The organism is Thomasclavelia sp., from assembly GCF_017889095.1.
Classification (GTDB): Bacteria; Bacillota_I; Bacilli_A; order Erysipelotrichales; family Coprobacillaceae; genus Thomasclavelia.
The window spans coordinates 15,966-30,830 of record NZ_JAGHEW010000201.1 but is presented as its reverse complement, the minus strand read 5'-3'; the positions used below and the strand labels follow the sequence as shown (position 1 = coordinate 30,830).

Genomic DNA, 14,865 nt, shown 5'->3' with positions numbered 1-14,865 from the left:
TTTATAAACATTTGATGAATGGTGTTAGTCACATGCTGCCAGTTGTAATTGGCGGTGGAATTTTAATTGCATTAGCGTTTTTATTCGACGATTATACCATTGATCCATCTAACTTTGGTAAAAATACGCCATTAGCAGCTTACTTAAAAACAATCGGGGAACAAGCATTTGGTTTGATGTTACCAGTTTTAGCTGGTTATATTGCGATGTCAATTGCTGATCGTCCAGGTTTAGCTGTTGGTTTTATTGGCGGAATGGTCGCTAAAATGGGCTGTACTTTTGCTAATCCTGCTGGTGGCGATGTTAATGCCGGTTTTCTAGGCGCTTTATTAGCTGGTTTTGTCGCTGGATATTTAGTTAATGGACTAAAGAAATTATTTAGTAAATTACCACGTTCATTAGAAGGAATTAAACCGATTTTATTATATCCCGTAATTGGCATTTTCTTAGTAGCTGTAATTACTACTTTTATTAACCCATTTGTTGGTGCCATCAATACTGGTTTAAATAATGTACTTAATAGTATGGGTGGAACTAGTAAAGTATTATTAGGAATCGTTGTAGCGGGAATGCAGTCTACGGATATGGGTGGACCAATCAATAAAGCATCTTATGTCTTTGCAACATCACAATTAGCTGAAGGAAATTTTGAAATTATGGCAGCGGTCATGGCTGGAGGAATGATCCCGCCACTGGCGATCGCTATTAGTACTACTTTCTTTAAAAACAGATGGAGCCAAGAAGAACGTAATTCTGGTTTAGTTAACTATGTAATGGGCTTAGCATTTATTTCTGAAGGGGCAATTCCTTTTGCTGCTAAAGATCCGATTCGTGTAATCCCATCATGTATTTTAGGATCAGCAGTAGCTGGCGGTTTATCAATGTTCTTTGGTTGTACTTTAAGAGCGCCTCATGGTGGTATCTTCGTTTTACAAAAAATCGGCAATGCTCCAATGTATGCTTTAGCGATATTGATCGGTGCCATCGTTGGCGGTTTAGTTTTATCAGTATTAAAAAAACCATTAAAAGGAGATAATTAATAATGAAAGAAAGATGTGCTTTAAAAGCAGTTGAATATATTAAAGATGGCATGACCGTTGGTTTAGGTGGCGGTAGTACCATCAGCTATTTAGTTAAATTTATTAATGAAAAAAAGTTAAATGTTAAAGTAGTAACACCATCATTTAATACCGCTAAATTATGTGTTGAAAATAATTTAACGTTACTTCCAGTCTGGTCAGTTGATCATCTTGATATTGCCTTTGATGGCTGTGATGAAGTAGATTTAAAATTAAATGCCTTAAAATCAGGCGGAGCTATTCATACTAAAGAAAAAATTATTGCTTCAATGGCTGATCAATATGTCCTTTTAGTTGACGAATCAAAAGTATTTGAAAAATTACCATTTGATCATTCAATTACTTTAGAAGTCATCAAAGAAGCAATCAGTTATGTAACGAAACAAATTGAATCATTAGGTGGAAAAGTAACACTTAGAATAAGTGGTGCTAAAGATGGTTTTACCGTTAGTGATCATGGTAATGTGATCATGGAAGCTAAATTTGATCAAGTTGAAAATATTGCTTTACTTGATCAACAATTAAATAAAATTACAGGAATTATTGATACATCATTATTTGTAAACCAGGCGACGATGGTTTTATCAGTTGATGATAGTCATGTTAGAATAATAGGAGGAAAATAAAAATGACAAAGAAACTAAATTGGGGAATTTTAGGAACTGGCTGGATTGCTCATGAAATGGGTGAAGCTTTAAATCGTGTTAATGGAGAAATTTACGCTGTTTGCGATACTACGTTAGAAAAAGCTGAGACTTATGCTAAAGAATTTAATGTTACTAATGCTTATGGCAGTGCTGATGAAATGATTGACGATGAAAATGTGGATATTGTCTATATTGCGACACCACATAATCTTCATTATCAATTTTTAGTAGCTGCTTTAAAAGCGGGAAAACATGTATTTTGTGAAAAAGCAATTACAGTAAATGCTGCTCAATTAGAAGAAGCAGTAGCAATCGCTAAAGAAAAGAACTTAGTTATTTGTGACGGGGTTACTTTATTCCACATGCCATTATTTAAAAAACTAAAAGAAATTGTTGCCAGTGGAGCAATTGGTAAAGTAAAAATGGTCCAAGTAAATTTTGGCAGCTGTAAAGAATACGATGTAACTAATCGTTTCTTCTCGAAAGAATTAGCTGGTGGTGCATTATTAGACATTGGTGTTTATGCTACTAGTTTTGCTCGCTATTTCATGCAAAGTAAACCCGATACAGTTTTAACGACAGCTAACTATTTTGAAACTGGTGTCGATGAAACATCAGGAATCATTCTTCGTAATCCTGAAGGGGAAATGGCCGTGATGGCTTTAACAATGCGAGCTAAACAGCCAAAACGTGGAGTTGTCGCTGGTGAAAAAGGTTATATTGAAGTAAATAACTATCCTCGTGGAAATAAAGCAACGATTACTTACACTGATGATGGACGCGTTGAAGTTATTGAAGCTGGTGATACAGCCTTAGCTTTAGATTATGAAGTTCAGGATATGCAAGATTATATCAATAATCAAGGCGGTCAAGAAAACTTAACTTATATTCGTGATGTTATGGATACGCTAACGACAATTAGAAAACAATGGGGTATGGTTTATCCTTTTGAATAAAAGATATAAGAGAATGAGCAATCATTCTCTTATCACTTTAAAAGAATATTATGGAAAATAATTATTTACATTTATTAGCTAAGGAATATCCTAACATCAATGCTGTAACAACAGATATTATTAATCTTGGTACAATTTTGACTTTACCTAAAGGAACTGAATTCTTTTTTAGTGATCTTCATGGTGAACATTTAGCATTTATTCATTTACTAAAAAGTGCTTCGGGTGTCATTAAAAATAAGATTGATTTATTATATCAAGATAAATTAAGTGAACTAGAAAGACAACAATTAGCTCATTTAATTTATTATCCTAAAAAACAGTTAGAAAATAAACAGAAAGATAACAGCTGGTATGAACAGACGATCTATCATTTAATTAGTATCGCAAAATTTTGTTCTTCTAAATATACTAGATCCAAAGTAGCTAAAAAATTACCAGTTCAGTATGCTTATGTAATCAATGAAATGTTAAGCTGTCATGATAATCAATATATTCATGAATACTATCATGATATTATTCAAGTTATTATTGAAATTAATAACGTTGATGATTTTATCATTGCTTTATGTAAATTTATCCAGACTATCTGTATCGATCATCTTCATATTATTGGCGATATCTTTGATCGGGGCTCACGTCCTGATTTGATCATTGATGAACTGATGAAATATGAACAAATCGATATTCAATGGGGCAATCATGATATTTCCTGGATGGGAGCTGCTTGTGGTAATTTAGCTTTAATCGCTAATGTAATTAGGATTGCATTAAGTTATGATAATTTTGATTTGCTTGAAGATGGCTATGGGATTAATTTACGGCCATTAAGTGAATTTGCTAAAGAAGTATATCAGGATGATGACTGCCGTGCTTTTTATCCTAAACATTTAGATAAAAACCGTTATGATCAAGTCGATAAAGAATTAACCGCCAAGATGCATAAAGCCATTACAATTATCCAATTAAAACTTCAAGGTCAATTAATTGAGCAGCATCCTGAATATCAAATGGAACATTTATCATGGTTAAACAAAATTGATTTCAATAATAATTGTGTTACTTATTTAAATAACAGTTATCCTTTAACCGATCACAATTTTCCTACCATTGATATAAATGATCCTTTAAAATTAACGACAAAAGAACATCGGTTAATGACCGTTTTAAAAGCTTCTTTTGCTCATAGTCAAAGATTGCAGCAGCAAATAAAGTTTTTGTATCAAAAAGGTAATATGTATAAAACGATCAATGGTAATTTATTATTTCATGGCTGTATTCCTTTAAATCAAGATGGTAAGTTACGAAAAATAAGGATCAAAGATAAATTATATCAAGGTAAAGAGCTATTAGATCAATATGAAAAAATCATTAATCAGGCATATTATTTAAAAAAACCAGTCGCCATCGATTTAATGTGGTATTTATGGTGTGGTAAAGATTCACCGTTATTTGGTAAAAGCAAACTGGCATTATTTGAAAAATACTTTCTTGATGAACCAAAATTAAATCAAGAAATCTTTGATGATTATTATCATTTCATTGAACAGGAAACAACCTGTAAACAGCTGTTAAAACATTTTAATTTAGATCCGGATAAAGGTCATATTATCAATGGTCATGTTCCCGTTAAGATCAAAGAAGGCGAAAAACCTATTAAAGCTAGTGGCCGTTTATTGATGATCGATGGGGGTATTTCTAAAGCATATCAAGCTAAAACCGGCAGTGCTGGTTATACTTTGATCTTCGATTCTCAACACTATCAATTAGCTAAACATTTGCCTTTTGATACTCAGGCTAAAGAAGGGTTATTGTGTTTAACACCGGAAGTAGAAATAATTGAAACTAGTAAACGAATCAAAAATCGCGATTGTGATCTAGGTAAAGAACTGAGGTTAAAAATAAATGATCTAAATACATTATTACAAGCTTATCGCCAGGGACTTTTAAAAGAAATCTTTTAAAATTAATGGCTATTTATGATACAATATAAGTAAAGATAAATCATAAAAGGAGTATGGATCATGGAAAAGAATTTAGATTATATTATTAGTAAAACTAAAGAATTAATTGAAGCAGTAACTTGTTGTAAAGAGCTAAAAGAAGCGGGGAAAAATTATTTAGATGCTATTGGCAGTGATCAAGAAAATGAAATGGCTAAAGCGTATTTTAAAGAAATGGAAGAAGATATCATGCCAATCGATAATTTAATTGCTTTTGCCGGTAGTGAAGCGGGAATCCAGGTTTTTGGTGACCGGGCTAAAGAAGTAGAAGCTCATAGTAAAGCTATTAAAGAAGCTGGAGCTAAATATTGTGATTGTCCGGCTTGTCAAATTTGTGAAGAATTATTGGCAAAGAAAGCCGATTATGTGGAATAATTAGCAGCATTGCTGCTAATTATTTTTGGATTTAATGGAGGAAATTAAGTTGCTGATAATAGAAAAATTGAATTTGAAAGAAAAAATGAGTGATGGGGAAGAGAGTATTGCAGATTTTATTTTATCTTTAGGCAAAGATTTAAAAAAATATTCAACTCGAAATATAGCAGAAGCGACTTTTACTTCACCGGCAACCGTAGTTAGATTATGTAAAAAATTAGATTTTAAAGGATTTGATGATTTTAAGATTCAGTTTTTAAAAGAAATAGAATATTTAGATTTACAATATGGTAAAATTGATGCTAATTTTCCATTTATTAGTCAAGATTCGTTTATGAAAGCAGCTAATAAAATTGCTACACTATATGAAGATACAGTTAAAGATAGCATGACTCTATTACATCACGATGATTTACAAAAAGCTTTGAAACTGATTAATTATAGTCATTCAGTTCATGTTTTTTCAGTAGGAACAGCTTTAAATCTCGCAGAATCGTTTAAAGAAAGAATGTTAAAAATTGGGAAAAATGTAATTATTTCTAATAACTTAAATTATCAGTTATACGAAGCTAAATGTATTCCTAGTGGTGATGTTGCAATCATTATTTCTTATTCTGGGGAAACAGATAAAATCAAACAGGTCGCTAAAACATGTCAACAGCGTAAAATTCCAATTATTGCCATAACCTCTTTTGGTGAAAATAGTTTGAGTAAGATGGCTAGCTGTAAACTGACTATGGCAACTAAGGAAAGTATGTTTTATAATTTAGGAGATTTTAGTAGTCATTTATCAATTCATTTGATTTTGGATATTTTATATGCTACTTATTTTTTAAATAATTATGATGCTAATTATCTAAAAAAATTAGAAGCTACTAAAGAATTAGAAAGCAAACGGTCTTCTAATAATCCCATTATCATGAATCAATGAAACAGTGTTTCATTGATTTGAAAAAATAAAGACGTCAATAATTAAACACTGTTAAATTGAATCGTAGGTAACTTTAAAGAAAACCTTCTTGCATGTATATTAAACGTGCAAGGAGGTTTTTTTATGAAGATAAAAGATAATTTTTTATGGGGTGGAGCTACGGCTGCCAATCAATATGAGGGGGCTTATTTAGCTGATGGTAAAGGCTTAAGTATTGCCGATGTGGAAAAAGGAGCGTGTCATGGAAAAGCAAGGGAAATTCATGATGCGGTTCATGAAGGTGATTATTATCCTAGTCATGAAGGAGTAGATTTTTATCACCATTATGAAGAAGATATTGCTTTATTTGCGAAAATGGGCTTTAAATGTTTTCGGATGTCGATTAACTGGCCAAGAATTTTTCCTTTAGGTGATGAAAAACAGCCTAATCAAAAGGGGTTAGAATTTTATGATCGGGTTTTTGCTAAACTGGCTGAATATCATATTGAGCCAATCGTTACATTATCACATTATGAAACACCATTACATCTGGTACAAAAATATGGTTCTTGGCGTAATCGTAAATTAATCGATTTTTTCTTAAATTACTGTCAGGTTGTGTTCAAACGTTATCATCATCAAGTTAAATACTGGATGACATTTAATGAAATCAATGAAACGATGAACCAGCAAATGCCATATCATCAAGCCGGGGTGATTTATCAGCCGGATGAAAATCCTAATGATGTAAAAATACTGGTATCTCATAATATGATGGTGGCTAGTGCTAAAGCGGTTATTTTGGCTCATCAAATTGATCCTGAGTTAAAAGTTGGCTGTATGTTTCAATATCCAACTACTTATCCTAAAACATGTCATCCGCAAGATACTTTAGCTAGAAAAGAGCACATGCAACCTAATTTCTATTATGGTGATGTGATGTGTCGTGGTTATTATTCTAATACTTGTACTTCGTTAATTAAAAAAATGGGTTGTCAATTTTCAGTTAGTGAAGAAGATGAAAAGATTTTAAAGCAGGGAAAAGTTGATTATATTGCATTTAGTTATTATTTTTCTTCAGTTGCTTCATTAAAAGATGGTCAGTTAGTAGTTGGGCGTGATAATCCGTATCTAAAAAGAAATGATTGGGATTGGCCAATTGATCCAACTGGACTTAGAGTTGCTTTAAATGAATTATATGATCGTTATCAATTACCACTGTTTGTAGTTGAAAATGGTTTAGGAGCGATTGATGAATTTGATGAATCTGGTCAAATCATTGATGATTATCGAATCGAGTATTTAGCTAAACACATTGATGCTTTAAAAGATGCGATAGAAATAGATGATGTGGAAGTAATTGGTTATACATGCTGGGGACCGATTGATATTGTTTCAGTAGGAACTGGGGAAATGAAAAAACGTTATGGTTTCATTTATGTTGATAAAGATGATCAAGGTAGAGGAACTTTAAAACGAACGATAAAAAAATCTTTTTACTGGTATCAAAAAGTAATTGCCACTAATGGTAAAGACACAACATTTTAAAAGGAGCAAATAATGAATAAACAAGTATCGTTATTAAAAAGAGGGATTGCCTTTATTATTGATTTATATTTAGGAGCATTAATTGCCACACTTCCAATTTCATTGTTATCTTATATTACAATTCAAGAAATGACACAAAATGTCTTTTTACTTGAAAAAACAGTAGCAATTATTGCTATTGGTTTAAGTTTAGTTTTATTTATTTTCTATTATTTACTAGTTCCTTTAAAGTTGTTACAAGGACAAACATTAGGAAAAAGATTAATGGATATAAAGATTTCATACAGTCATGATCAGGAATTAATAAAAAGACAAATGTTTTATTTGTTGATTTTAACATCATTTACAACTTTAATTGGTGAATTATTAAGTATTCTTACTGGTTTTAATGTGCTAGAAATAGTAAATGATTTTACCATGTCATTATCATTAGTAAGTGTCATAATGATTTGTTTTTTTAAAGACCATCGGGGTTTATATGATCGACTAGCAAAGACTAGTTTAAAAAATAGTTAATTTTAGGAGGATTATTATGGAGCAGTTTATGGATAGAATTGGTGATGCGATTGCACCAATTGCTCAAAAAATGACAGCTAATCGTTATTTAAGTGCAATTAAAGAAGGGTTCTTTGGCTCAACCCCAATCTTGATTGCAGGATCAATATTTTTACTTTTTACTAGTTTACCATTTGATGGATATAGTGAATTTTTAAGTAATAACCCATTAATCAATGATTTCTTTTATTTACCATATCAGGTAAGTTTTAAATTATTAGCTTTTTTCGTGGTTGTTGGGATGGCTAAATCATTGGCTAATTACTATAAAGTTGACAGTAAATTAGCAATAGCTTTATCTTTTGCCGGAATCTTTTTACTAACGCCAGTTATTTTAAGCGAAGATAGTGTAAAAGGGTTACCATTAGATAATTTTAGTGCTCAAGGTTTATTTGTTTGTATGATTGCAACTGCAATTTCAGTAGAAATATATCGCTACTGTGTTCAAAAAGGAATAACGATCAAGATGCCTGATTCAGTTCCTTCAAATGTGGCAAATGCTTTTGCTGCTGTTATTCCGGCTGTAGCTATTTTGTTATTATTTAATTTAATTAGAATGGGCTTTGCAATGACTGATTTTGAAAATGCCCAAACATTTATTTTCAGTTTATTGCAACAGCCATTACAATCACTTGGAGGTACTTTACCAGCTACCGTAATTGTTTTATTAGTAGAATCAGTAATCTGGTGCTTTGGATTACATGGTTCATCAATTGTTTCTTCAGTAATGAATCCTATCTGGTATTCATTATCAGCTGAAAACTTAGCAGCTTTTGAAGCTGGTAAACAATTACAACATATTGTAAATTATCAGTTTATCTCTTTCTTTGTTAAATTAGGTGGGGTTGGAGCAACTTTAAGTTTAACGTTATTATGTTTATTTAAATCAAAATCGAATCAATATAAAGCTTTAGGTAAATTAGGAATTGGTGCTTCATTATTTAATATCAATGAACCAATTATCTTTGGGTTTCCAATTGTTTTAAATCCAATGATGATGATTCCTTTTGTATTAGCAAATGTTACAGTAGGAATTGTTACTTATGCATCAATATATTTAGGTTTAGTTCCTTATATTAATGGTGTAAACTTGCCATATACAATTCCACCAGTAATATCGGGATTTATGATTTGTGGGATTCAAGGAGCAATTTTGCAAGTAGTTTTACTTATTATTACTGGATTGATTTATTATCCGTTCTTTAAAGCTCAAGACAAACAAGCATATTTACAAGAACAAGAACAGGCAAAATAGGGGGCAGTTTATGGATATCATGATTGTTTTTAATCAAATGTTACAGTTATTTATCATGATCATTATTGGATTTGGATTAGGTAAAACTAGTTTGTTTGAAGGCGATTTTAATCAGCACTTAACAAAATTTGTGTTAAATATAACTATGCCAGCAATGATCGTTGCCTCTATAATTGATGGTCAAAATGTTACTCTAGCATTTAGTGATATCATGATATCCACAATTATCTTAGTTATTATTTTACCAATATTTGCTTATTTATATGTCAAGATTTTACCGTTTAAAAACCATCAAGGTTTATATATGTTCATGACCATGTTTCCTAATGTTGGGTTTATGGGTTTTCCATTAATGCAAGCTATTTTTGGAAGTGATTCATTATTAAGTACTGCAGTTATTAATATGGGGTTTAATTTATCGTTATTTACCTTAGGAATTATAGTGATGAATTATGGAAATAAAGTTAAAACAGAGCTGAAATTCAAAAATCTTTTATCACCAGGGGTGATTGCTTCAATTATTGCAATCTTGCTTTATTTTATCAAATTGCAAGTGCCTCTGGTGATAGCTAATCCGTTAACTTTGATTGGCAATATGACAACACCGCTAGCAATGATCATTATTGGAGCAACTCTTGCTAATTATCGTTTAACAAAAGTTTTGATTGATTATAAAGTATATCTATTTACCATTTTTATTGACTTGATCATTCCAATACTTTTTTATCCCTTAATCATAACGACGATCAAAGATGTAATGATACAAGGAATCACTTTGATCATTTTAGCAATGCCAGTTGCTAGCGGTGCAGTGCTGTTTGCTAAAAACTATCATCAAGATGAGTTTTTAGCGGCTAAAACAGTCTTTATTTCTACATTACTTGCAATCATTACTATTCCTTTACTTGTTTATTTATTCTTAATTTAAACAGCTTTTATAGCTGTTTTTATTTATGTTAACTGCTATAATTTAGATGGGGTGATTATTTTGGATAAATATTTAATGATAAAACAATTATTTGAAGCAAATAAAGATAGTGAAAATGCATTAAAGATGGCTAAATATATGCAAAATAAATTTAGCTTTTATGGTATACCAACACCGAAAAGAAAAAAGTTATATCGTGATTTTTTAAAAGCGGAAAAGAAAAATAAAAAAATTGATTTTGCTTTATTAGATTTATGTTTCCAGGATGAGTATCGTGAATTTCAATATTTTGGATGTGATTATTTAAAAGTACTACAAGCTTTTTTAGTCTATGAAGATATTGATAAACTAAAACAATATTTATTAACTAAACAATGGTGGGATGTAACTGATAGTCTTGATATAATTATTGGAACTATTGGTTTAAAAGATAAACGAGTTGATGATTTAATGATTGAATGGTCTTTAAATGAAGATATCTGGTTAAAAAGAGTGGCTATTGATCACCAGTTACTTAGAAAAGAGAAAACTAATCAACAATTATTAGAAAAGATTATTGTAAATAATTTAAATAGCGATGAATTTTTTATTAATAAAGCAATTGGCTGGAGCTTACGTGATTATTCTAAAACTGATCCGCAATGGGTCAAAACCTTTATTGAAAAATACCACGATCAAATGGCTAAATTAAGTATCAAAGAAGCAAGTAAGTATTTAGGTGATTAATCAATGGAAAAAATAATGAATATGATCATTGCTATTATTTGTGGAATTACGGTAAGTTTTCATTTTGGTTCAATTGATAATCAAGTTAAGTCAGTTGGGATTAAAATGATTGAAGCTAGTAAAATTAAAAATGTTGGTGATAATTTTTATCTTGATGTAGAATCAGTAGTAGATCTGATTAGATTACAGTATTATATAATTCAAGAAAATCCTAATGATTATACTAAACAAGAACAAAATGGCCTTAGTTATTACTTAAATAATCAAGGTAAGACTGTTAAAATATGTGGTAAGGCAACAAGTTTAAATTTAAGCTTTGATAAAGATTATAATGTTGAATATTATTATGAAGATAGTAATTTAAGATTTGTTTTTATTTATGATGGTTTAGAAGAATATCGTTTTTATATTTATAAAAATAAATGTATTCGTTATATTGATTCTAACGGAACCATAACTGATTATAATCGAGGCATTGACGCAAATGAAATTAGTGAACTGGGAAAATTTATTGAGGTAGGAATAAAATTATGAAATCAGGTATTCAGGTAGTTAATCCAAGTGATGGAAATAACCAGGAATTATATATTCAATGTAAAAAAAGATTACAAATTTATAATCAAACTACAATCGATGAATACGATAAACGAAAAGAGTTATTAGCTGATTTGTTTAAACAAGTTGGTAAAAATAGTTATGTCGAACCGCCATTTTATTGTGATTATGGTAAAAATATTACAGTTGGTGATCATTTTTACGCTAATTATAATTGTATTATGGTCGATACTGCAAAAATTACTATTGGAAGCTATGTTAAACTTGGTCCTGGAGTACATATTTATTGTGCTAATCATCCTCTTGATAGTGAACTTAGAAAAACAGGAGTTGAATATTTCCAGGAAGTTAAAATTGAAGATAATGTCTGGATTGGTGGCAATGTGACAATTAATCCGGGAATAACGATTGGTAAAAATAGCGTAATTGCTTCAGGTTCGGTAGTAACTAAAGATATTCCTGAAAATGTTCTTGCTGGTGGTAATCCTTGTCGGATAATTCGTTATCTTGATAAATAAAAAATGTCCAAGCGGACATTTTTTAAATTAGATGATTATTTTTATAATAAGAATAGATCAAATCTATAAACTGGTTATAACTATTTACCCCCTCACTAACTGAATTGATTTTTAAATATGTATCATTAACATCATCAACTATGTTAGCTAGAAAATCGCCATACTGATGCCAAAATTGATTATTTTCTTTAAGATCATTGATCATCTTTGCGGGTAAACGCTGTTGATATGCACTAATATCTGCACCATTTTGACTTAAAGTATTACATAAATAGACAAAAGCGGTTAAATAACCACTATAATTAAAATAACTTTCATTAGAACTGGTACAAGCTAAATAAGCAATAAAATTAGCTTCATCTTCTAACATATAACCGGCTAAATGACTTAATTCATGACAAATAGTAAATGGTTTATTATAGGTAGGCATAGCCTGATTATAATTAGCTTCAATCGTAAAGGGTGAAAATATTCCTGATAGATTAGCTCTGGTCATTAAATCAGAAAAAAACATTGGTTTAGGATCGGGGTAATAATTAGGAATAATTTCATTCATTGCCTTTTTTGCAACTTGATGAATTTTATTAACACTTAATTCTTTGACTTCTAATGTTTCTAATTTAGTTGTAACATAATTACATAATTGTTTTAAATCATCGATTGTATATTCTATTTTTTTGAAATTCATTTCTTTGTTGAGTGGCTGACGATGATAATTAATTCCTGTTGTTAAAGTGAAAATCAAGATCAAAATTAATAAATAACGAATTACTAACGTTAAACTACGATATTTAATTATCAATACCAATAAAAATATAATCAGCATAATAACTAACCATTCAAAAACTGAAAAAGGAAACAAATCAAATAAACGACCCAAAGTGTTGATATATAATTTAGAAATATTTTTAGCGTACCATGAAGCAAAATCATTAGCAAAACAAGCAATTAAATTAATAACGATAATAACTAAAGCAATAATTAAATTCTTTTTCATAAACTTCTCCTAATCTCTATTTTAAATCATCAGCAAATAAAGTCAAATTTATTGGATTTTAAAACACTTTTTTATTAAATTATTGCAAATAGACTAAAAATTAGTATATTATAAGCATAAGGGAAAATTATTGGAAAGGGACAAAATGGCAAACAATATTTATTTAATGATTTCAAAAACATCTACTAGATTTGGCTATATGATTAGAAAAGTTGGTGGCATTCAATATAATCATTGTGCAATCAGTTTAGATCGTAATTTAGATGAATTATATTCATTTGCACGCATTCAGCATAATTCGATGTTTTTGACAGGAATAGTAAAAGAAACAGTTTCACGTTATACACTTAATGGCAGTAAAGAAATTGATGTGGTGGTTTTTAAAATACCAGTAACGTTAACTCAGTATTTAAGAGCACAAGAAGAAATTATGTATTTATATGGTCAAGATGATTATCTATACAATTTATTTTCAGTACTTACATATCCATTGACTCATGGTTTTGCAACTTATCAATCATATACTTGTATTGAATTTGTAATTCATATTTTAGAAAGTATTGGCTTTGAATTTGAATATCCTGGTTACAGTTATCGTCCTGACGATTTATTAGATTTATTTGCGGATTATATTTATTATCAAGGTGATTTATTAAATTATGTTGATAATTTAATTCATGATGAAAAATATTTTGCACCAGTTAGTTTTGACGTAGTGAAAAAAAGTGCGATTTGTTTTGGAAAAATTGTTGGGCGAACTCTATTTATTCCCCCAGATAAACATAATTAGATCAAGGTTGACTGCCTTGATTTTTTTATCGCAAAAACCACATTTTTACATCAGTAAATTTTTAAATTTTGAAAATCCTAGTATTTTTATTATCATTGTGATAAAATCTTACCGAAATATGGATGGAGGTATATTATGTATAAAATTCTGCTTTGTTGTAAATCTGGTTTGACTACAAATATGCTTGTAAGTGCAATGAAAGAAGAAGCAAAGAAACAAGATATTAATGCGATTATCTGGGCGGTGGCTGAAAGTGCAATTCCTTTATCATGGGCTGATGCTGATTGTGTCTTAATTGCACCACAAAGCGCTGGCGATGTTAATAGAGTAAAAGATGTAATTAATGATTCAATTCCAGTAGCTGTAATTGATCAAAATGATTTTGTGGAAATGAATGGTCAAGCAGTGTTTAATCAAGCTATAGCTTTATTAAACGGATAGAAAGAGGCAGTGATAAACTGCTTTTTTTGTTTACAACAAGATTTAATGAAAATATTAAATTATTATTTTCATTAAGTTGATGTATGATCTCTTGTATCATCATATTTTTTTAACGCTTGTAAAATTGCATAAATTGTTCCATCTTTACACTTTCCAAGAAGCAAACCGTCACAAAATCTTTCCTGACGAATGATATATGTAAGCAAAACTAATAATTCTTTTTCTTTTAATGCACTAATGTTAATATTTTTTTCTAGTTTTTCAAAAATAGGCTCAATAAAATCTAAATAATCTTTGATCCAATAATTGCCGTTATAAAAAGTATGGATAAAATCATGAATAAATATCTTATATGATGGGCTAGGGGAATGATCTGCATCAATAATCCATTTTCCAAAATTATTCGTAGAATCAAATTGTTGTAAATAGTTTGTTAGTTTTTCATATTTTTTCATCTGGTACCTCGTTATTATTTTTAGAAAAATCAATAGAAAATAGTAAATCTAGAATACTAAATATTGAATATTTTATTTTAGTATTTAATTTACATAATTTAATAATGCTGCCAAAAATTAAATAGAT

17 protein-coding genes are annotated in these 14,865 nt (G+C 29.9%); 15 read left to right on the top strand and 2 right to left on the bottom strand.

The features are described from left to right. From J7M77_RS08780 to J7M77_RS08720, 13 genes are all read left to right on the top strand, one after another. A partial coding sequence (locus J7M77_RS08780; protein ID WP_296877574.1) for a PTS fructose transporter subunit IIC occupies positions 1 to 1,040 on the top strand: 1,040 nt, incomplete at its 5' end. A 2-nt stretch (positions 1,041 to 1,042) separates the two neighbouring features. Beyond that, positions 1,043 to 1,705, top strand: a complete 663-nt coding sequence (gene rpiA / locus J7M77_RS08775) for a ribose 5-phosphate isomerase A (protein ID WP_296877571.1) — start codon at positions 1,043 to 1,045, stop codon at positions 1,703 to 1,705. 2 nt (positions 1,706 to 1,707) lie between these two features. Then, positions 1,708 to 2,682 (top strand): Gfo/Idh/MocA family oxidoreductase, encoded by a 975-nt coding sequence (locus J7M77_RS08770; RefSeq protein WP_296877569.1) that lies wholly within the window; start codon positions 1,708 to 1,710, stop codon positions 2,680 to 2,682. A gap of 50 nt (positions 2,683 to 2,732) precedes the next feature. After that, positions 2,733 to 4,646, top strand: a complete 1,914-nt coding sequence (locus J7M77_RS08765) for a fructose-1,6-bisphosphatase (protein ID WP_296877568.1) — start codon at positions 2,733 to 2,735, stop codon at positions 4,644 to 4,646. Positions 4,647 to 4,706: 60 nt separating this feature from the next. Beyond that, positions 4,707 to 5,060, top strand: a complete 354-nt coding sequence (locus tag J7M77_RS08760) for a molecular chaperone Hsp90 (protein ID WP_296877566.1) — start codon at positions 4,707 to 4,709, stop codon at positions 5,058 to 5,060. A gap of 49 nt (positions 5,061 to 5,109) precedes the next feature. Then, the gene (locus J7M77_RS08755; protein WP_296877563.1) at positions 5,110 to 5,991 is read left to right on the top strand and encodes a MurR/RpiR family transcriptional regulator; all 882 of its coding nucleotides are present in this window, start codon (positions 5,110 to 5,112) and stop codon (positions 5,989 to 5,991) included. A 123-nt stretch (positions 5,992 to 6,114) separates the two neighbouring features. Further along, a complete protein-coding gene (locus tag J7M77_RS08750) occupies positions 6,115 to 7,518 on the top strand; it encodes a family 1 glycosylhydrolase (RefSeq protein WP_296877561.1) in 1,404 nt (467 codons plus the stop codon). A gap of 12 nt (positions 7,519 to 7,530) precedes the next feature. Further along, complete coding sequence (locus J7M77_RS08745; protein WP_296877559.1) at positions 7,531 to 8,034, top strand: RDD family protein; 504 nt, start codon at positions 7,531 to 7,533, stop codon at positions 8,032 to 8,034. A 16-nt stretch (positions 8,035 to 8,050) separates the two neighbouring features. Further along, entirely contained in the window at positions 8,051 to 9,328 is a 1,278-nt protein-coding gene (locus J7M77_RS08740) for a PTS sugar transporter subunit IIC (RefSeq protein WP_296877557.1), read from the top strand. Between the two features lie 10 nt (positions 9,329 to 9,338). Further along, positions 9,339 to 10,256: an AEC family transporter gene (locus J7M77_RS08735; protein WP_296877555.1), complete on the top strand. Its 918-nt coding sequence runs from the start codon at positions 9,339 to 9,341 to the stop codon at positions 10,254 to 10,256. Between the two features lie 60 nt (positions 10,257 to 10,316). Continuing rightward, positions 10,317 to 10,982 (top strand): DNA alkylation repair protein, encoded by a 666-nt coding sequence (locus J7M77_RS08730; RefSeq protein WP_296877553.1) that lies wholly within the window; start codon positions 10,317 to 10,319, stop codon positions 10,980 to 10,982. Between the two features lie 3 nt (positions 10,983 to 10,985). Then, positions 10,986 to 11,516, top strand: coding sequence for a hypothetical protein (locus J7M77_RS08725; RefSeq protein ID WP_296877551.1), 531 nt, complete (start codon positions 10,986 to 10,988; stop codon positions 11,514 to 11,516). Then, on the top strand, positions 11,513 to 12,055 hold the full coding sequence (locus tag J7M77_RS08720) for a sugar O-acetyltransferase (RefSeq protein ID WP_296877549.1): 543 nt from the start codon (positions 11,513 to 11,515) through the stop codon (positions 12,053 to 12,055). Before J7M77_RS08725 ends, J7M77_RS08720 begins: the two co-directional genes overlap by 4 nt. Positions 12,056 to 12,077: 22 nt before the next feature. Here J7M77_RS08720 and J7M77_RS08715 read toward each other — a convergent pair whose 3' ends face one another. Continuing rightward, positions 12,078 to 13,052: a DUF3810 domain-containing protein gene (locus J7M77_RS08715; protein WP_296877546.1), complete on the bottom strand. Its 975-nt coding sequence runs from the start codon at positions 13,050 to 13,052 to the stop codon at positions 12,078 to 12,080. 145 nt (positions 13,053 to 13,197) lie between these two features. Here J7M77_RS08715 and J7M77_RS08710 point away from each other — a divergent pair, with 145 nt between their 5' ends. Continuing rightward, positions 13,198 to 13,842, top strand: a complete 645-nt coding sequence (locus J7M77_RS08710; protein ID WP_296877544.1) for a hypothetical protein — start codon at positions 13,198 to 13,200, stop codon at positions 13,840 to 13,842. Positions 13,843 to 13,977: 135 nt separating this feature from the next. Beyond that, a complete protein-coding gene (locus J7M77_RS08705; protein WP_296877542.1) occupies positions 13,978 to 14,283 on the top strand; it encodes a PTS sugar transporter subunit IIB in 306 nt (101 codons plus the stop codon). 71 nt (positions 14,284 to 14,354) lie between these two features. Here J7M77_RS08705 and J7M77_RS08700 read toward each other — a convergent pair whose 3' ends face one another. Continuing rightward, positions 14,355 to 14,738 carry a DUF6508 domain-containing protein gene (locus tag J7M77_RS08700; protein ID WP_296877540.1) on the bottom strand — a complete coding sequence of 128 codons (384 nt, stop codon included), beginning with the start codon at positions 14,736 to 14,738 and terminating at the stop codon, positions 14,355 to 14,357. Between the last annotated feature and the right edge of the window lie 127 nt (positions 14,739 to 14,865).